This window comes from Lapillicoccus sp. (assembly GCF_046595215.1).
GTDB lineage: Bacteria > Actinomycetota > Actinomycetes > Actinomycetales > Dermatophilaceae > Lapillicoccus.
The window spans coordinates 1-17,386 of record NZ_JBKJPP010000005.1; the positions used below are offsets into that span (position 1 = coordinate 1).

Consider the following 17,386-nt stretch of genomic DNA (forward strand, 5'->3'; position numbering starts at 1 on the left):
GAGGACCCGTACGAGAACCTCGGCGCACAGCTCGCCAAGGAGGTCGCCACCAAGACCAACGATGTCGCCGGTGACGGCACGACCACCGCGACCGTTCTGGCCCAGGCCATGGTCAAGGAAGGCCTGCGCAACGTTGCCGCCGGTGCCGCCCCGTCCTCGCTCAAGCGCGGCATCGACGCCGCTGTCGAGGCTGTCAACGCCCGGCTGCTCGAGGCTGCTCGCGACGTCGAGGGCAAGGAAGAGATCGCTCAGGTTGCCGGCCTCTCGGCGCAGGACCCGATCATCGGTGGCCTGATCGCCGAGGCGTTCGACAAGGTCGGCAAGGACGGAGTCATCACGGTTGAGGAGTCCCAGACCGCGATCACCGAGCTTGAGTTCACCGAGGGCATGCAGTTCGACAAGGGCTACCTCTCGCCGTACTTCGTGACCGACCCCGAGCGCATGGAGGCCGTCCTCGAGGACCCCTACATCCTGGTCGCGAACCAGAAGATCTCCAACGTCAAGGACATGCTCCCGATCCTCGAGAAGGTCATGCAGAGCGGCAAGCCGCTCGTCATCCTCTCCGAGGACGTCGAGGGCGAGGCGCTCGCGACGCTGGTCGTCAACAAGATCCGCGGCACTTTCCGCTCCGCAGCCGTCAAGGCGCCTGGCTTCGGTGACCGCCGCAAGGCCATGCTGCAGGACATCGCGATCCTGACCGGCGGCCAGGTCGTTTCCGAGGAGGTCGGTCTCAAGCTTGAGAACGCCACCCTCGACCTGCTCGGCCGGGCCCGCAAGATCGTCATCACCAAGGACGAGACGACCATCGTCGAGGGCTCGGGCGACGCCGACCAGATCTCTGGCCGGGTCAACCAGATCAAGGCCGAGATCGAGAAGAGCGACTCCGACTACGACCGCGAGAAGCTTCAGGAGCGTCTCGCCAAGCTCGCTGGCGGCGTCGCCGTCATCAAGGCGGGCGCGGCCACCGAGGTCGAGCTCAAGGAGCGCAAGCACCGCATCGAGGACGCCGTGCGCAACGCCAAGGCTGCCGTCGAGGAGGGGATCGTCGCCGGTGGTGGCGTCGCCCTGATCCAGGCCGTCAAGACGGTCTTCGCCACCCTCCAGCTCGAGGGTGACGAGGCCACCGGCGCGAACATCGTCCGCGTCGCGGCCGAGGCTCCGCTCAAGCAGATCGCCATCAACGCAGGTCTCGAGGGTGGGGTCGTGGCCGAGAAGGTCCGCAACCTCGACAAGGGTCACGGCCTGAACGCCGCGACCGGTGAGTACGTCGACATGCTCAAGGCCGGCATCAACGACCCGGTGAAGGTCACCCGGTCCGCGCTGCAGAACGCCGCGAGCATCGCCGCGCTCTTCCTCACGACCGAGGCCGTCATCGCCGACAAGCCGGAGAAGTCGCAGCCGGCCATGGGTGGCGGCGGCGACGAGATGGGTGGAATGGGCGGGATGGGCTTCTGAGCCCAACCTGACCCCGCAACGCCCGGAGGGCGGTTCTCCCGAGAGGGGGAGCCGCCCTTCCTGGCGCGCCGGCGGCAGGGGTCACCCGGCATACCCCGCGGTGGGCCGCGCTGCGGGCTCAGTGGGCGAACATGCCCCGCACCCCGTCCTCGGTGCTCTGGTAGGTGCTCCCAGCGCGGGCGGTGAGCTCGGCGATCTGGGCGAGATCGCCGCGGAGGCGCTGCTGCAGCGCCGCCCACTCGGCGACGACGGCCTGGAACTCGGTGGCCGCCGTCCCGGTCCAGGCGCCCTCGAGCGAGGTGAGCCGAGAGTGCATCGCGCCGACGGACGACTCGATCTCGCCGGCGATGGTGGTCATGTCGCTCGAGGCGGCGTGGATGCGCTCGGTGTCGACGGTGAAGGCCATGTCGTGCTCCTCGGTGCTGGTGGGGCGGGGTGTGCGGTCAGTCACGACCGTAGGCAAGAGCGCGGGAGGTGCCCACCCGTTGTCCACAGGGGCGCCGAGCGAGGCGCTAGCGTGGGCCGCAAATGAGCATCTGGATCGACCAACCCATGTGGCCGCGCTGGGGCACGGTCTTCGCCCACCTGATCAGCGACGTCTCGTATGCCGAGCTGCACGACTTCGCGGCGTCGGTCGGGATCTCGCGGCGGGCGTTCGACGGCGACCACTACGACATCCCGCACGAACGCTTCGACGAGGCGGTCGCGGCCGGGGCCGTGACGGTCGACGGTCACGAGCTGGTCCGTCGGCTTGTGGCGAGCGGTCTGCGGATCAGGAAGCGGCGCGGTGAGAGGGCCCTGGTGTCGCACCGCGACGTGCGGCTGCACGACGGCGAGCGGTTCACCGTGGACGTCATCGCCGGACCCAAGGCCCCTCCGTGCGACCCCCGGACCGGGGCCGCCGCGGTCTTCGTGCGCGACGCCGACGGACGGTTCGCCGTGGTGCACTCGGTCCGGCGGGGTGTCTGGGGAGCGCCCGGGGGAGGCCGGGAGGAGGGGGAGTCCGATGTCGAGTGCGCCGTGCGGGAGGTGTGGGAGGAGACCGGGTTGAGCGTCGACCCCGAGGCACTCCAGCGGTGCGGCTTTGAGCGGATCACCTTTGCGGACAGGCCGTCTGGTCGCTGGATGCACATGGTCAACTACGCGGCCGTGTTCGCGGTGACACTCGCCGAGCGCGAGCCCGTGTTGCGCCTCGCGCAGGACGACGTCGACGCCGTGGAGTGGGTTGACCTGGACGAGTTCGAGCGGCGGTGCTCGGGGGAGTTCTGGTGGCCGCTGGTCGAGCACCTCTTTGGCGCGCGTTGATGTCACGGGCAGGACTCGGCAGCCGGCCGCACGGGGTGCTGCGGGTGGGCCTCCTCGCGGCACTGGCGATGACCGCGTTCGCGGCGAACTCCGTCCTGGCCAGGCTGGCCCTGGACGGCGGCGGGATCGATCCGGGGACCTTCACCGTGATCCGTCTGTCGGCGGGCGCGTCCGTCCTGGTGCTCATCGTCCGCGCGTCGGCTCGGGCGGATCGTCGGCGTTGGGCGGGTGCGGGGTCCTGGCCGTCGGCGGCCCTGCTCCTGACCTACGCGGGCGCGTTCTCCTTCGCCTACGTCAGCCTGGGGGCCGCGACCGGCGCTCTCGTGCTCTTCGGCGTGGTGCAGACCGTCATGTTCACTGCGGCCCTGCGATCGGGAGAACGTCCCGGCGTTGCCGGCTGGTCCGGGCTCGCCCTCGCGGTCGCGGGGCTTGTCCTGCTCGTCGCACCGGGCGTCTCGCGGCCGGACCCGGTCGGCGCCCTGCTCATGGCCCTGGCGGGGGTCGCATGGGCGGGGTACACGCTCCGGGGTCGGGGGGCCGGCCACCCGGTCCTGGTCACGGCCGGCAACTTCCTGCGCAGCGTGCCCATGGCCCTGGCGGTGGGGGTGCCCGTGTTGCTGCTCCACCGGGAGGGTGTGCACATCGGCCAACAGGGCGCCGTGCTGGCCGTCCTCTCGGGTGCGGTCGCCTCCGGGCTCGGATATGTCCTCTGGTACACCGTGCTGCCCTGGCTGACCCGCGTGCAGACCGGCATCGTCCAGCTGGCGCCGGCTCCGCTTGCGGCGATCGGCGGGCTGGCCGTGCTGGCTGAACCCCTCACCAGCAGAGTCCTGCTGGCGTCTCTGCTGATCCTCGGCGGGGTGCTGATCGGCATGTGGCGACCGCGAGGGAGGACGTGACCGCAGACGACGCGGACGGTGCCCACCCACCGCGACGACGATAGCGGCGCGCCGTTAGCCTGAGGACATGAGCGACGCTGACATCAACTTCTACTTCGATCCGGTCTGTCCGTTCGCGTGGATGACCAGCACATGGGTGCGCCGGGTCATGGCTCAGCGTGACTACACGGTGGACTGGCGGTTCATCTCCTTGCGGATGATCAACGCGAACGTCGACTACGACGCCCACTTCCCTCCGGAGTACGAGGCGGGGCACACCGCGGGCCTGCGGCTGCTGCGGGTGGCCGCAAAGGCACGCGAGGACCACGGTCGAGCGGCCATCGGGCCCCTGTATGCCGCGATGGGCCGGAGCATCTTCGACTCACCACCCGACTCCAGCCAGGACGAGCCCACCCGTGACCACCGCGGCACGGCCGCCTTCGTCGAGCCCATCCTCGTCGCGGCCGGTCTGCCGCCCGATCTGGCGCTCGCCCTGGACGATCCGTCGTTCGACGCCGAGATCCGCGCCGAGACGGACGAGGCCCTCGCACTCACCGGAAAGGACGTCGGCACGCCGATCATCCACTTCGAGCCGCCGACGGGGGTGGCGTTCTTCGGGCCCGTCATCAGCCGGCTGCCGAGCGAGGACGACGCAGTGCGGCTGTGGGACCACGTGGTGGGCCTCGCCAGCTTTCCCGGATTCGCAGAGCTGAAGCGCAGCCTTCGGGAGCTCCCTCAGCTGCGCGGTCTCGGTGTGGAGGTGGACGAGGTCGGTGTGCAGGAGGACTGGCACGGCGGGAGCCGACGACTCAAGACGTAGGCCAGCCGGGTGCGGGGTGCGGCTGGTCAGCTCATGCCGGCAGCTGCGCCAGGGTCAGCCCGAAGTCGGCGCCGGGGTCGGTCCAGAACCGGACGGTGCGCAGCCCCGCCGCGGCGAGCTCGGCCCGGATCCTGTCGGGGCGGAACTTCGCCGAGATCTCCGTGCGCAGCTCCTCGCCGGCGGCGAAGGCGACCTCGAGGTCGAGGTCGCCGATCCGCACCCGCTGCTCGCGTGCTGCCCGCAGCCGCATCTCGATCCACTCGTTGGTGTCGTCCCAGACGGCGACGTGCTCGAAGTCCTCCACATCGAAGTCGGCGTCGAGCTCGCGGTTGACCACCTTCAGGACGTTGCGGTTGAACTCGGCTGTCACCCCCGCCGCGTCGTCGTAGGCGCGCTGCAGCCGGGCCGCGTCCTTGACGAGATCGGTGCCGACCAAGAACATGTCCCCGGGGCGCAGGGCCGCAGCAACCTGGGTCAGGAAAGCCCCCCTGGCCGGCGGCTCGAGGTTGCCGATGGTCGAGCCGAGGAAGACGATCATGCGGCGTCCCCCGGCGGCGGGGATCGCCCCGAGGTCGTGCTCGAAGTCGCCGACGAACGGGGAGAGTCGCAGGCTCGGGTAGTCCGCGGTGAGGGCGCTGCTGGCGTCGGCGAGGACCGCGGGGTCGACGTCGAAGGGCACGAACTCCGTCAGGGTCCCGCCGTCGAGCAGCGCCCTCAGGAGCAACCGTGTCTTGGCCGAGGTGCCGCTGCCCAGCTCGATGAGCGACTCGCACCGGGACTGCTCGGCGATCTCGCCCGCGTGCTGCTCGAGGATCGCGGTCTCGGCCCTGGTGGGGTAGTACTCCGGGAGGCGGGTGATGTCGTCGAACAGCTCGCTGCCCCGGGCATCGTAGAAGTACTTGGGCGGCAGGGTCTTCGGCGTCGCGGTGAGCCCGGCCCGGACGTCGGCGCGCAAGGTGTCGAGGTAGTGGCTCGGTCGGGACTGGACGTGGTGCTGCTGGGTCATGGGGTCAGGTCTCCAGATCGGTGATGGTCACGGCATCGGTGGTCACGTCGACGAGATGGTGCTCGGGGACGTCCTGCCAGCGGGGGTCGTCGTCGTAGGGTTCGCTCGCGACCACGACGCCGGCGTCGGTGGACAGGATGCTGAGCGTGTCGTTCCATCGGGTGGCAAGCACCCGGCGGCCGTTGGTGAGCAGGACGTTCAGCCGTGCTGCGGGATCACAGGTGCCCAGCCCGACGACGACGTCGCCGACGCGCTCGGGCCCGACGTGGAACAGGTGCGCCGCCAGGAGGGCGGAGTCACACATCGACTCTGCGTCGGGGTGGGGGCCCAGTGCCGCACGGTCGACGACGCCGTTGTGCGACATCAACCACTGACCGGAGTGGAACGGCGCGGTCGCCGTCTCCTCGAGCGGCATACCCGCGGTGGCCGACCGGACGGCGGCGAGCACGCACGTCGAGGAGATCGTCGGCGCCACCGACGCGAAGGAGGCATCACCCCACAGCGGCCGGTTGGAGCGCCAGCGGGCGGGTTGTGGTCCTGAGGTGGGGTAGAAGCCGACCCCCCACCCGTCCGCGTTCATCAGCCCATTGGCCTGCCGGCGCGGCGCGTAGGACTGCACCAGCAGGCCGTGGGCGGGTTCGAGGAGCAGCTCGCTGAGCGTGCGCGGCGCACCCAGCCAGGCAAGGTGTCGACACATCTCAAGCGTCCCAGGCCAACCGGAGACCAGTGAAGATCTGGCGCCGGATCGGGTGGTCCCAGTTGCGGAACGAGGGCCGGATCGTGGAGGGCGCGACCGCCCACGACCCGCCCCGCAGCACCTTGTAGTCCCCGCCGAAGAACGGCTCGCTGTAGTCGCGGTAGACCATCGGGGTGAAGCCGGGCCACGGGGTGAAGTCGGAGGACGTCCACTCCCACACGTCCCCGATCAGCTGCTCGACGCCGTAGGCGGACGCCCCCAGCGGGTAGGCGCCGATCGGCGCCGGACGCAGCGCTGCACCACCGAGGTTCGCGAGCGTCGCTGTGGGAGCCGAGGAGCCCCAAGGCCACGTGCGTCGAGCCCTCGTGGTGGGGTCCCAGGCGCAGGCCTTCTCCCACTCGACCTCGGTGGGTAGCCGCGCGCCGGACCACGTCGCGAACGCCTCGGCCTCGAAGTAGCCCACGTGCTGGACGGGCTCGTCCGCCGGCAGGTCCTCCTCGAGCCCGAATCGCCGCCGCGTCCCCTCGTCGGTCCAGAACATCGGCCGGGTCAGGTCGGCGTCGACCCGGTGCGCCCAGCCGCGCCGGGACCACAGGTCGCGCCGCTGGTAGCCGCCGTCGGCGATGAAGTCGCGCCACTGCCGGGTGCTGACCGGCACCCGGGCGATCCAGAAGGAGGCGACGTCGACGGCGTGCGCCGGCCGCTCGTTGTCGAGGGAGAACGGCTCCTGGGCCGAGTCCACGCCGAGCACGAACTCGCCGCCCTCCACAAACGCACGCTCGTGCCCCAGCCGGCGACCCGTGGGCAGTGCCTCGCCGACCATGACGGGGGGCCCTTGGCGCAGCTGGAGGGTGGCATACATCGTCTCGTCGTGCTGCTCTTCGTGCTGGACGACCATGCCGGCGGTGAAGAGGTCGTCGTCAGGGGTGCGGTCGAGCAGGTCGAGCACCCGGGCGCGGACCTCGATATTGAACGCGCGTGCCTCCACGGGCGGCAGCAGCGGCAGGCCCGGCCGGTCGGCGCGGACGTGTTTGAACGCGTCGTAGAGGGAGTCCACGGCGGGGGGAAGCAGGCCCGGCCGGGAGGGATCGCCCCCGCGCAACAGCCAGAGCTCCTCCTGCTGGCCGATGTGCGCCAGATCCCAGATGAGCGGGCTCATCAACGGATCGTGCTGGGCAACGAGGGTCGGCTCGTCGAGGTCGGTCAGGTGCAGCGTGCGCGCCCGGGCTCGCTCGAGATCGCGGGCAACGTGCTCATTCATGGGCGAGCTCCTCCAGGGCGGCGAGTGGTCCGGTCAAGGTGATGCGTTCGGCGAGCAGGTCGCCCGGACAGCGGCCCGACGCGACCAGGTCGCACAGGTCCGCCACGGCCGGGGACAGCTCGGTGGTGACGCGCTCGGCGGCGATCTGCAGCAGGCGCCGGGCCGAGTCCGCGAGCCGGGCGTCGGCGAGCCCGTCGCGAGCGGCCTCCGTCCACAGCATCGACGTCTGCCGGGTCGCCTCCATCGCCAGGTCGGCCGCGGCGGGGTCGTCCATCAGCGTCGTGACGACCGCGGCGATGGCGGGCCACCACCGCGCAGCGGAGGTGTCCAGATAGCGCAGCTCGAGGTAGCCGCGCAGCCGCACGGGCGGAAACAAGGTGGTGAGGTGGGCATCGAGATCGGCCTCCGTCGGGAGCCTGCCGCCCAGCCGGACGGCGCCACTGGCCCACTGCTGGAACGGGACCGAGGTGTCGACCGCCACGACGGTGTCCTCCGGCGTCTTGATGAGGCTCACCGGGGCCCGCAGGGCAAAGCGGGCCCAGGCCGCGGCAGGGTCCACGGCGTCATCGGAGGCCTCGTCCACGGCGAGGCAGCCGGGCACGGGCCCGCAGGTCCGCGGATCGAGGTCGCCCCACGCTCGTTGCCGTGCGGACTTCCACGTCGTGTCCCGTCCGTGGAGCCAGGGGGAGTTGGCGGAGATCGCCACCATGGTCGGTCCCAGTCGGTGCGCCAGGGCCACCCGCTCGGACCACCCGCGCTCGGGCCCGGCCTGCAGGTTGACCTGCATCGCCGCGGTGGAGTTCATCATCACCGCACCCGGCAGCGACTTCCCGGTGGCGGCAAAGTGGCGTTCCATCGCGCGATAGCGCGGGCTCGGGTTCATCCGCCGCGAGGGTCGCAGTGGGTCCGCGCCGGCGGCGGCGAGGCCGAGACCGGCGTCGGCGAGCGTATGCCGCACCCGCTCCGCGCTGTCGAGCAGCTCGGTGACGGCAGTCCGGATGTCTGGTGCCGGTGGGCCGGACAGCTCCAGCTGCCCGCCCGGTTCCAGCGTGATCGCGTTCGGTCCGGCGGCGGCGCGAACCGCGCCCGGCACCGGGTCGATCCGGTCCCACGCGACCGGCCTGGCGGCATCGCCGAGGTCGACGACGTGGCGCTCGATCTCCAGACCGACCGACCCGATCACCGACTCGGTGAGTGCTGCCTGCCTGGCTCGCGCGTAGGCGGCCTCGACGGTCAGTGATGGGTGACGCTCGATGACGTCGTGGGCTGCAGCGCTTCGAAGGATCATCATGATCCCCTCCAGGTCCGGGCCGGTGGACTGGTGAGGTCCACCGCGGGTCGGTGCGGGGCGACCGTTGTGGTCGTCCTTCGGTGATGTCAGCGCCGCGCGAGCGACGACATCCAAGTGTAGGTGACCCGTCGACGCGGGCCACAGGGTGGCCGGTTCCGGGGGGATTGCGCCCTGGTCGTCGACGTCGGCGAGATCCCGCGCTGCGCTGTGGGAGGCGCGGATGAGACCGATTTCCGCCCCGGGGACGCTCCGCGCCACAATGACGGCCATGACCGCCGAGGCTTCCGTCAGCGTAGACATCATCGAGACCGCGCGTGAGCAGGTGCTCGAGCGCGGCGAGGCGCTGCGCTACGAGCAGATCACCCAGGTGCTCCGCACCCCGGACGGCCGGCTCGAGGAGCTGCTGGCGCTGGCCCACGAGGTCCGGATGAGATACAACGGGCCGGAGGTCGAGGTCGAGGGCATCGTCTCGATCAAGACCGGTGGGTGCCCCGAGGACTGTCACTTCTGCAGCCAGTCGGGCCAGTTCACCTCGCCGGTGCGCTCGGTGTGGCTCGACATCCCCGAGCTCGTGCGCGCGGCCCGGCAGACCCGCGAGAGCGGCGCGTCGGAGTTCTGCATCGTCGCGGCGGTGCGCGGGCCCGATGAGCGGCTGATGCGGCAGATGCGCGAGGGCGTCGCCGCGATCCGGGCCGAGGTCGACATCCAGGTGGCTGCGTCGCTGGGGATGCTCACCCAGCGCCAGGTCGACGACCTCGTCGACATGGGCGTGCACCGCTACAACCACAACCTCGAGGCCGGCCGCTCGTACTTCCCGCAGGTGGTGACCACGCACTCCTTCGACGAGCGCTGGGAGACCTGCCTGATGGTCAGGGCCTCCGGCATGGAGCTGTGCTGCGGGGGGCTGGTCGGCATGGGCGAGAGCCTCGAGCAGCGCGCCGAGCTCGCCGCCCAGCTGGGCGAGCTGCAGCCGCACGAGGTGCCGCTCAACTTCCTCAACCCGCGCCCCGGGACTCCCTTCGGCGACCTGCCCGTGATGGGCACGGGCGAGGCGCTGCGGACGATCGCGGCCTTCCGCCTCGCCCTGCCGCGCACCATCCTGCGCTACGCCGGGGGCCGCGAGCTCACGCTCGGCGACCTCGGCACCCGCGACGGGCTGCTCGGCGGCATCAACGCGGTCATCGTCGGCAACTACCTCACCACCCTCGGCCGCGACCCCCACGAGGACCTGGCTCTGCTGGCCGACCTGGGGATGCCCATCAAGGCCCTGGGTCAGACCTTCTGAACGCCGCAGACAGCACCCGTATGCCGGACCGTCACCGCTGGTGCCCCCGCTGCGGTGAGGCGGTGGCCGAGGGAGCCCACGGCACCTGCGCACGTGCCCTCGTGCTGGAGCCGCCACGCTTCTGCACCCAGTGCCGACGCCGGATGACGGTCCAGGTGCTGCCGCGCGGGTGGGCGGCCACCTGCCGGGAGCACGGAGTCACCAGCAGCGATGACTGACGTCCAGCGACTGCTCGCCCTCGACCGGGCCCACCTGTGGCATCCCTACTCGTCCGCGACCACCCCGAGCGAGCCCCACCTGGTGGAGTCGGCGGCCGGGGTCCGCCTTCGCCTGCGACTGGCGGACGGGTCGGCGCGTGAGGTCATCGACGCGATGTCGTCGTGGTGGTGTGCCATCCACGGCTATGCGGTCCCGGAGCTCGACTCCGCCGCCCACGCCCAGCTGAGCCGGATGAGCCACGTGATGTTCGGTGGGCTGACGCACGAGCCGGCCATCGCGCTCGCCGAGCGGCTGGTGGACCTGACACCCGCCCCGCTGCAGCACGTCTTCCTTGCCGACTCGGGGTCGGTCTCCGTCGAGGTCGCGATGAAGATGGCGCTACAGATGGCGCTGCAGACGGCCGGGGCGACCGGGTCGCGGCGCACCCGGTTCTTCACCATCCGTGGCGGCTACCACGGTGACACGTTCTCGCCGATGTCGGTTACCGACCCGGACGGCGGGATGCACAGCCTCTTCACGGGGATCCTGCCGGTGCACGTCTTCGCCCCGTGTCCGCCAGCAGGGGTCGACGTCCCTCCTGACGACCCGCGAATGATGCTGTGGGAGAAGGAGACCCGTCGGCTCTACGCGGTGCATGCCCACGAGGTGTGCGCGGTCATCCTCGAGCCGTTGCTGCAGGGGGCGGGCGGGATGCGCTTCCACAGCCCGCACGTCGTGCGGGTGCTGGCCTCCCTCGCCCGGGAGCACGGCGCCCTGGTGATCTTCGACGAGATCGCCACCGGGTTCGGGCGCACCGGCACCCTGTTTGCCATGGACCGGGCGGGGGTGGTGCCCGACATCGTGTGCCTCGGCAAGGCCCTGACCGGCGGATACCTCACCCTGGCCGCCGTCCTCTGCACCCGCGACGTCGCGACCGGGGTGAGCCGTCAGGAGGCCGGCGGCGCGCTCATGCACGGACCCACCTTCATGGCCAACCCCCTCGCCTGCGCCATTGCGCTGGCGAGCCTGGACCTGTTGGTGCGCAACGACTATCGCACCCAGGTAGCCGCTCTCGAGCGTGGTCTGACGACTGGTCTGGAGCCGGCCCGGGACGGCACGTCCGTCGCCGACGTGCGGGTGCTCGGTGGGGTGGGCGTCATTCAGCTGCGCGAACCCGTCCGGGCGGCAGAGGTGGCGGCCGTGGCGCTGGAGCGCGGAGTGTGGGTCCGGCCGTTCCGGGACCTCGTCTACACGATGCCGGCCTACGTCATGCCGCCCGACGACCTCGCGGCGGTCTGCACCGGCCTCGTCGACGCCGTCAGGACCGTCCATGGCTGACCGGGACTGGCGGTGACCGCGTTCCTGCAGTGGCTGGCCGACGCCGCGAAGGCGCGCGACCGGGCAGGGCTGCGGCGTTCGGTCGAGCCGGTCAGGCGCGGTGAGCACCTCGACCTCGCCGGCAACGACTACCTCGGGCTGCGCCGGCACCGGGCCGTGGTCGCGGGGGCCGTGGCCGCCGCCGGGAGCTACGGCGGCGGGGCGGGGGCCTCGCGCCTGGTCACCGGCACCCTGGCGATCCACGAGGACCTCGAACGAGCGCTGGGCGCCCTGACCGGGTCCCCGTCGGCGTTGGTGTTCTCCACCGGCTACCACGCCAACCTCTCGGCCCTGACCGCCCTGACGGACGACGAGACGCTCATCGTCTCGGACGCCCACGCCCACGCCTCCCTCATCGACGGCGCCAGGCTCAGCCGCGCCGCGGTGGCGGTCAGCCGGCACAACGACGTGGGCCACGTCCGCGAGCTGCTGGCACGCCGCCCCCAGCGGCGCGCCCTGGTCGTCGTCGAGTCGGTGTACTCCGTCCTGGGAGACGCGGCCCCGCTCGCCGAGCTGGTCGAGCTGACCTCGCAGCACAACGCCGTCCTGCTCATCGACGAGGCCCACGGGATCGGCGTCGTCGGGCAGCGGGGTGAAGGGTTGGCGGCCCAACTGGGACTGGCCGGGCTCGAGCACGTGGTGCTGACGGCAACCTTGTCCAAGTCCCTCGCCGCGCAGGGAGGCGCAGTCCTGGGGCACCCGGCAGTGCGGGAGCACCTGGTCAACACGGCAAGGCCGTTCATCTACGACACCGGGCTGGCCCCCGCAGCAACGGGGGCCGCGCTCGCAGCCCTGAAGGTCATCGCTGCAGAGCCACACCTTCCGGACCGGGCCCGCGCCAACGCCAACCGTCTCGCAGCGGCCTGCGGTCTGGAGGAGCCCGCAGGGGCAGTCCTGTCAGTGCCCATGTCAGGCCCCGGCCAGGCCCTGGCAGCGGTCGCCCGAGCCGAGGCTCACGGCATACGGGTGGGGTGCTTCCGTCCCCCGTCGACACCGGACGGCTCCTCGCGGCTGCGGATCACCGCCCACGCCGACCACACCGACGATCAGCTCGAGCACGCCTGCGCCGTGCTGCGAGCCCTGACCAGCCGTGGCTGAGCCGCTCTTGCTGCCGGGCGTCATCATCGTGACGGGGACCGGCACCGACCTGGGAAAGACGATGGCCACGGCAGCGCTGGCCGTCCTGCTGCGCCGGCGCGGTCAGCGGGTCGCCGTCGTCAAACCCGCCCAGACGGGGGTGACCGCCGGGGAGCCCGGAGACATCGACGTGGTCCGCCGGCTCCTCGGAGCCGACCCCGACGTCACGACCCACGAGTTCGTCCGGCTGCGCGACCCGCTCGCCCCGGACACGGCGGCGCGCCGCGAGGGGGTGGAGCTGCCGACGACGGCCGACCACGCGCGCCGGGTCACCGCGATCGCGGCGGGGGTCGACGTCGTCCTGGTCGAGGGAGCCGGCGGGTTGCTGGTGCGACTCGACGGTCGCGGCGGCACGCTGGCTGATGTGGGGACGGCTTTGCGCGAGCGCGGAGTCCGGGTGGGCTACGTGGTCGTCGTGGGTGCGGGACTCGGGACGCTCAACCACACGGCGCTCACCGCCGAGGCGCTGGCGGTGCGGAGCCTTCCCCTGCTGGGCGTCGTGATCGGCTCGTGGCCGGAGAAGCCCTCGCTCGCCGAGGAGTGCAACCTTCAGGACCTGCCCCGGGTCGCCGGGGCACCCCTGCTCGGACGCCTTCCCGCAGGGATCGGGGCCCTGCCGGCAGAGGAGTTCCGCGCGCGGGTGCCGGACTGGCTCGCCGTCGAGTGGTCCCGGGGCGCCTAGCCACCCTGAGGCCCTGTCGTTGATGGGACGCCGGCGAACTGCGTGAGACGGGGTGGGAGCCCATCTCCCGACCAGCCAATCCGGTCCCGGCATAACGATCTTCACCGTGTGATGGGAGGATCGCCGTCGTGCACGTCCGCCCGGCCACTGTCGACGATGCTGGACGGGTCGCCGAGGTTCACGTGTGGTCCTGGCAGGTCGGATACCGCGGACTGTTGCCGCAGCCACTGCTCGATGGCCTGCACCCGGCCCAGCGCCTGCCGCGGTGGACGGCGACGCTGCAGCAGGCGGCCTGGCCGCGACGGGGAACTCTGGTCGCGGACGATGCTGGCGACGTGGTCGGCTTCGCGGACCTGCGGCCCACCCGGGACGACGACGAGGACTCGGTCGGGGTGGGCGAGATCACGTCGTTCTATGTGCTGCCGACTCTCTGGGGGCGTGGTGTCGGTCGTCAGCTGATGGCCGGGGCGGTGCGCACGCTCGGTGCGGGCGGCTTCGCCTCCGCGACGTTGTGGGTGCTGGAGACCAACGTCCGCGCGATCCGGTTCTACGCCGATCTGGGCTGGGCGCCGGACGGCGCCGTCAAGGACGACCACTGGGGTGGTGCCGCTATCCGCGATCTGCGGTATCGGCGGGAGCTCGACTGAGCCCCCACGTATGAGCAGCTGCCCACGAGGGACCCCGACCGGGTGTCTGGGTGCCATCCAACATGCCCCACGACCCACTTTCGGGGAAAGGGCACGCGGACCATGGCTCATCGCCAGAATCGACCGACTTCTCGATCACTGCACCGATCCGCAGATCGACCGCGCTGCCGGAGGCCCGGTCGGACTCCGCCCGGGCCGAATGGTCAGCCAGGATCACGCGGGTCCGTGTGGCGACCGATCGGGCGGCACCGCACCAATGGCGCGAGCCCCGCGCATCTGGAGCGCTTCCTCGCGGGTCATGGGCTGCCCAGCCAGGTGCCGGAGAGCGAGCGCGACAGCCTCGGTCCTGGTCCGCACGCTGAACCGCCCCATAATGACCTGGACGTGGACGTCCTCGATCTCAATGTTCGTGCGCACCGTCGACATACACCGCAAGTACCCGTGACGGGCGTTGCGCGACACTCCCTCGTCAGCAGGTCGCCTGGTGCATCTCACGAATGTGCCGCACTTGACATCCCGGCCCATGGCCCGGCTCACCCCAGGCGGTCGAGCTCGCGGTGGAGGTTGGCCCGCGCCGGCTCGTCCCACTCCTGTTGCCCGTGGGCCGTGAGGTAGAGGCGGTCGCGTCGCACGAAATCAACGAGGATCCCCGCCCGGGCAGTGCGATAGGCCACGTCCGGGACGTGCGCATACTCCTCACGCACCTGGGCGCAGTAGTCGTCGAAGCGGACGTCGGGCGCCGACAGGATCCAGAGGTCGGCGTCGTGGAAACACCGCGTCAGGGACGCCCCGTCGTCGCCGTCGTGCCCGTCGGTCATCCTGATGACGGCCTCGACGGCGGCGCTGACCTGGTCGTGGACATGGAGCCGAGTCAACAGCGACCTCGCCAGCCCGGCGCTGGCCGCCTCGTTTGCTCCGTGGCGCGCCTGCGGGTCGTAGACGGCGTCATGCAGCCACGCCGCGACCCGGCCGACGGTGGCCCCCTCGGCGTCGATCTCGTGGGCGTCCTCGAGCTCCTCGAGCGCCCAGAACAGCTCGACGAGGTGGCGGGCGGAGTGGTAGCGGCGCTGCGGCTCGGCCCACCGTCGCAGCAGGTCGGAGCCTGCCGCAGCCACCGCGACGGGGTCGGCGCGGGGGCTGAGCTCACCCAGGTCCTGGGTCCACCACGTGATCAGCGCCGGCATGCGGCAGAGTCTCCCAGACCGACGGGCCGGCGGTCACGCCGCGCCGCTGGCGGGCCGGCCCGCGGTCACGCCGCGCCGAGGGCCGACGGGAGGGCCCGGCTGTGGACCACCGTCAGGCCGGAGACGGCGCGGGTCAGCACGACGTAGAGCCGCCGCAGCCCGGTCCGCTCGTCCGGCTCGTCGGCCGCGATCGTCGCGGGTTCGACGACGACGACCTGGTCGAACTCGAGGCCCTTCGCGACCTGGGCCGGCACGAGGTCGACCTGGTGCTCCACGTCGCCGTGGTCCGCACCGAGGGTGCCGTGGTCAATCCCCGCAGCGCGCAGCGCGGCCGCAAGACCCGGGAGCATGGACGGGGGGGCGATGATGCCGATCGACCCCGGGACGGCCCTGAGGACGGCGACCACCTCGGCGACCCGCGCGGGCATCGCGGTGGCCTCGACGCGGACGAAGTCCAGCCGACCGGGGTTGTCACGCACCGAGACCGGCACCCCCAGCCCGGGGGCCATCGCCGGCAGCAACCGGGCCGCGTAGTCGATCACCGCAGCGGGGACCCGGAAGCCGCGGTCGAGGACCTCGATGTGGCTGCCCGGCTTGCCGAGGTGGGCCAGCGACGACTCCCACGACTCGGTCGCCCACGGCGTCGTGCCCTGGGCGATGTCGCCGAGCACCGTCGCCGAGCCCGTCGAGCACCGGCGTCCCACCGCGCGCAGCTGCATCGGCGAGAGGTCCTGCGCCTCGTCGAGCACGACGTGGCCGAGGCTCGGCGTGCGTTCGCACAGGTCGCCGAGCTCGTCGAGGAGCACGGCGTCCGCAGCGGTCCAGCGCGCCGTGCCTTTGCCGCGAGGAGGCCTGTCCCACAGCAGGATTCGTTGTTCCTCCTCGGTGAGCACACCCTCCGCGTGGAGGCTCAGCTCCGCGGCGCTGCTCCACAGGGAGAAGAGCACGGCCCGTGGGTCGAGCGTGGGCCAGACGCTCGCGGCATACGCCTTCACCGCGCTGCTGCGCGCGACCGCGTCCTGCACCTGGTCGTCCGGGGAGTCGCCGCGGCGCTCCATCTCGAGCAGGACGTGGTGCGCCAGGCGGTGAGGGAGGATCTTGCGGGCGGCGTCGTAGCGGACGCTGCGCGCGCGCAGCTCGTCCTGGATCCCGAGCACCTCGTATGCCGGGACCCGCCACCTGTGCGCCCCGCGCGGCACGACCAGCGCCTCGGTCGCCGCACGGACGTGGGACCAGACCGCGCGGTGCAGCACCTCGGCCATCCGGGCGTTGCCCTTGAGCGTTGCCGTGGCTGTGGTGTCGGCGCCGCGGACGGGCACCGTGGCGACGAGCTCCTCGGCCGTGGTGTGCCGGACCTCGACCTCGCCGAGGGCCGGCAGCACGGCGCTGATGTGGTCGAGGAAGGCCCGGTTCGGGCCGACGACGAGGACCCCCGTGCGCGACAGCCTGTCCCGGTGGGCGTAGAGCAGCCAGGCCGCCCGGTGCAGTCCCACCGCGGTCTTGCCGGTGCCCGGCGCCCCCTGGACGCAGATCGTCGTGGCGGCGTCGGCGCGCACGATCTCGTCCTGCTCGGGCTGGATCGTCGCGACGATGTCCCTCATCGGGCCGGACCGGGGCCGCTCGATCTCGTCCATGAGGATCGTGCTGCGGTGGGTCGCGGGGGCAGGCTCGGCCGGGTCCTGGAGGCGCTCGTCCTCGTAGGCGGTCAACCGCCCCCGGTCGATGCCGAACCGGCGTCGCAGGAGCACCCCGAGGGGCTCGGTGCGGGAGGCGCGGTAGAAGGCTCCGGAGAGGTCGGCGCGCCAGTCGATGACGACCGGGTCACCCCGCTCGTCGTTGACGTGGCGACGCCCGACGTACCAGCGTTCCCGGCCGTGCTCCGGTCGGTCGAGATCGATCCGGCCGAAGAAGAGTGTCGTGGTGGGGTCGTCGACGAGGCTGGCAGCCCGTCGGTGCAGGGTCATGGCGAGGAACTCGTCCGAGACCCGGTCACCGCCCGCGGCGCGCATGCCGAGGGTCTTCTCGCGCATCCGGGCGAGCTCCTCGCGGGCGTGCGCCAGGTAGTCCTGCTCACGGCGGAGCTCGGGTTCGGCGGGCACGACGAAGGGCCTTCCACGGGAGGTGCGCGAGGGGGAAGCGCTGCACCTTACCCGTGAAAGGCCC

General features: G+C 71.7%; 17 protein-coding genes. 9 read left to right on the forward strand and 8 right to left on the reverse strand.

Translation table 11 applies throughout. The annotated features are described in order from the left end of the window. On the forward strand, positions 1-1,455 hold a 1,455-nt coding region (gene groL / locus ACLL9L_RS00215; RefSeq protein ID WP_411282625.1), incomplete at its 5' end, for a chaperonin GroEL. Between the two features lie 118 nt (positions 1,456-1,573). On the opposite strand, the gene ACLL9L_RS00220 is transcribed toward groL, so the two are convergent. Next, positions 1,574-1,906, reverse strand: a complete 333-nt coding sequence (locus tag ACLL9L_RS00220; protein ID WP_411282626.1) for a WXG100 family type VII secretion target — start codon at positions 1,904-1,906, stop codon at positions 1,574-1,576. Between the two features lie 77 nt (positions 1,907-1,983). On the opposite strand from ACLL9L_RS00220, the gene ACLL9L_RS00225 reads away from it, so the two are divergent. The 3 genes from ACLL9L_RS00225 (at position 1,984) to ACLL9L_RS00235 (ending at position 4,458) form a co-directional block, all read left to right on the forward strand. Next, on the forward strand, positions 1,984-2,760 hold the full coding sequence (locus ACLL9L_RS00225; protein ID WP_411282627.1) for a DUF4031 domain-containing protein: 777 nt from the start codon (positions 1,984-1,986) through the stop codon (positions 2,758-2,760). Continuing rightward, entirely contained in the window at positions 2,760-3,659 is a 900-nt protein-coding gene (locus tag ACLL9L_RS00230) for a DMT family transporter (RefSeq protein ID WP_411282628.1), read from the forward strand. Before ACLL9L_RS00225 ends, ACLL9L_RS00230 begins: the two co-directional genes overlap by 1 nt. 67 nt (positions 3,660-3,726) lie before the next feature. Then, complete coding sequence (locus ACLL9L_RS00235) at positions 3,727-4,458, forward strand: hypothetical protein (protein WP_411282629.1); 732 nt, start codon at positions 3,727-3,729, stop codon at positions 4,456-4,458. 31 nt (positions 4,459-4,489) lie between these two features. Here the strand turns inward: ACLL9L_RS00235 and egtD are convergent, their stop codons facing one another. From egtD to egtA, 4 genes are read right to left on the reverse strand one after another with little or no spacing between them, the layout of a single operon-like run. Continuing rightward, on the reverse strand, positions 4,490-5,464 hold the full coding sequence (egtD, locus tag ACLL9L_RS00240) for an L-histidine N(alpha)-methyltransferase (protein ID WP_411282630.1): 975 nt from the start codon (positions 5,462-5,464) through the stop codon (positions 4,490-4,492). 4 nt (positions 5,465-5,468) lie between these two features. Next, positions 5,469-6,161 carry an ergothioneine biosynthesis protein EgtC gene (gene egtC / locus ACLL9L_RS00245; RefSeq protein ID WP_411282631.1) on the reverse strand — a complete coding sequence of 231 codons (693 nt, stop codon included), beginning with the start codon at positions 6,159-6,161 and terminating at the stop codon, positions 5,469-5,471. Between the two features lies 1 nt (position 6,162). Beyond that, on the reverse strand, positions 6,163-7,422 hold the full coding sequence (gene egtB / locus ACLL9L_RS00250; protein WP_411282632.1) for an ergothioneine biosynthesis protein EgtB: 1,260 nt from the start codon (positions 7,420-7,422) through the stop codon (positions 6,163-6,165). After that, positions 7,415-8,713: an ergothioneine biosynthesis glutamate--cysteine ligase EgtA gene (gene egtA, locus ACLL9L_RS00255; RefSeq protein WP_411282633.1), complete on the reverse strand. Its 1,299-nt coding sequence runs from the start codon at positions 8,711-8,713 to the stop codon at positions 7,415-7,417. Before egtA ends, egtB begins: the two co-directional genes overlap by 8 nt. 259 nt (positions 8,714-8,972) lie before the next feature. On the opposite strand from egtA, the gene bioB reads away from it, so the two are divergent. The 5 genes from bioB to ACLL9L_RS00280 all read left to right on the forward strand — a co-directional run bounded on the left by bioB (position 8,973) and on the right by ACLL9L_RS00280 (position 14,039). Further along, positions 8,973-9,998 (forward strand): biotin synthase BioB, encoded by a 1,026-nt coding sequence (gene bioB / locus ACLL9L_RS00260; protein ID WP_411282657.1) that lies wholly within the window; start codon positions 8,973-8,975, stop codon positions 9,996-9,998. A gap of 210 nt (positions 9,999-10,208) precedes the next feature. Continuing rightward, positions 10,209-11,534: an adenosylmethionine--8-amino-7-oxononanoate transaminase gene (locus tag ACLL9L_RS00265; RefSeq protein ID WP_411282634.1), complete on the forward strand. Its 1,326-nt coding sequence runs from the start codon at positions 10,209-10,211 to the stop codon at positions 11,532-11,534. Positions 11,535-11,546: 12 nt separating this feature from the next. Next, positions 11,547-12,671, forward strand: coding sequence for an 8-amino-7-oxononanoate synthase (locus ACLL9L_RS00270; RefSeq protein ID WP_411282635.1), 1,125 nt, complete (start codon positions 11,547-11,549; stop codon positions 12,669-12,671). After that, positions 12,664-13,392: a dethiobiotin synthase gene (gene bioD, locus ACLL9L_RS00275; protein ID WP_411282636.1), complete on the forward strand. Its 729-nt coding sequence runs from the start codon at positions 12,664-12,666 to the stop codon at positions 13,390-13,392. Before ACLL9L_RS00270 ends, bioD begins: the two co-directional genes overlap by 8 nt. Positions 13,393-13,520: 128 nt before the next feature. Then, the gene (locus tag ACLL9L_RS00280) at positions 13,521-14,039 is read left to right on the forward strand and encodes a GNAT family N-acetyltransferase (protein WP_411282637.1); all 519 of its coding nucleotides are present in this window, start codon (positions 13,521-13,523) and stop codon (positions 14,037-14,039) included. 213 nt (positions 14,040-14,252) lie between these two features. Here ACLL9L_RS00280 and ACLL9L_RS00285 read toward each other — a convergent pair whose 3' ends face one another. The 3 genes from ACLL9L_RS00285 to ACLL9L_RS00295 all read right to left on the reverse strand — a co-directional run bounded on the left by ACLL9L_RS00285 (position 14,253) and on the right by ACLL9L_RS00295 (position 17,322). Beyond that, positions 14,253-14,564, reverse strand: coding sequence for a type II toxin-antitoxin system VapB family antitoxin (locus ACLL9L_RS00285; protein WP_411282638.1), 312 nt, complete (start codon positions 14,562-14,564; stop codon positions 14,253-14,255). A gap of 8 nt (positions 14,565-14,572) precedes the next feature. Continuing rightward, a complete protein-coding gene (locus ACLL9L_RS00290) occupies positions 14,573-15,223 on the reverse strand; it encodes a hypothetical protein (protein WP_411282639.1) in 651 nt (216 codons plus the stop codon). Between the two features lie 65 nt (positions 15,224-15,288). After that, complete coding sequence (locus ACLL9L_RS00295) at positions 15,289-17,322, reverse strand: HelD family protein (protein WP_411282640.1); 2,034 nt, start codon at positions 17,320-17,322, stop codon at positions 15,289-15,291. Between the last annotated feature and the right edge of the window lie 64 nt (positions 17,323-17,386).

What these genes read in the sequence shown, in the direction of transcription:
- ACLL9L_RS00225 (WP_411282627.1), top strand. Translation starts at nt 1,984, where the DNA reads ATGAGCATCTGGATCGACCAACCCATGTGGCCGCGCTGGGGCACGGTC.
- ACLL9L_RS00230 (WP_411282628.1), top strand. Translation starts at nt 2,760, where the DNA reads ATGTCACGGGCAGGACTCGGCAGCCGGCCGCACGGGGTGCTGCGGGTG.
- ACLL9L_RS00235 (WP_411282629.1), top strand. Translation starts at nt 3,727, where the DNA reads ATGAGCGACGCTGACATCAACTTCTACTTCGATCCGGTCTGTCCGTTC.
- egtD (WP_411282630.1), bottom strand. Translation starts at nt 5,464, where the DNA reads ATGACCCAGCAGCACCACGTCCAGTCCCGACCGAGCCACTACCTCGAC.
- egtC (WP_411282631.1), bottom strand. Translation starts at nt 6,161, where the DNA reads ATGTGTCGACACCTTGCCTGGCTGGGTGCGCCGCGCACGCTCAGCGAG.
- egtB (WP_411282632.1), bottom strand. Translation starts at nt 7,422, where the DNA reads ATGAATGAGCACGTTGCCCGCGATCTCGAGCGAGCCCGGGCGCGCACG.
- egtA (WP_411282633.1), bottom strand. Translation starts at nt 8,713, where the DNA reads ATGATGATCCTTCGAAGCGCTGCAGCCCACGACGTCATCGAGCGTCAC.
- bioB (WP_411282657.1), top strand. Translation starts at nt 8,973, where the DNA reads ATGACGGCCATGACCGCCGAGGCTTCCGTCAGCGTAGACATCATCGAG.
- ACLL9L_RS00265 (WP_411282634.1), top strand. Translation starts at nt 10,209, where the DNA reads ATGACTGACGTCCAGCGACTGCTCGCCCTCGACCGGGCCCACCTGTGG.
- ACLL9L_RS00285 (WP_411282638.1), bottom strand. Translation starts at nt 14,564, where the DNA reads ATGGGCCGGGATGTCAAGTGCGGCACATTCGTGAGATGCACCAGGCGA.
- ACLL9L_RS00290 (WP_411282639.1), bottom strand. Translation starts at nt 15,223, where the DNA reads ATGCCGGCGCTGATCACGTGGTGGACCCAGGACCTGGGTGAGCTCAGC.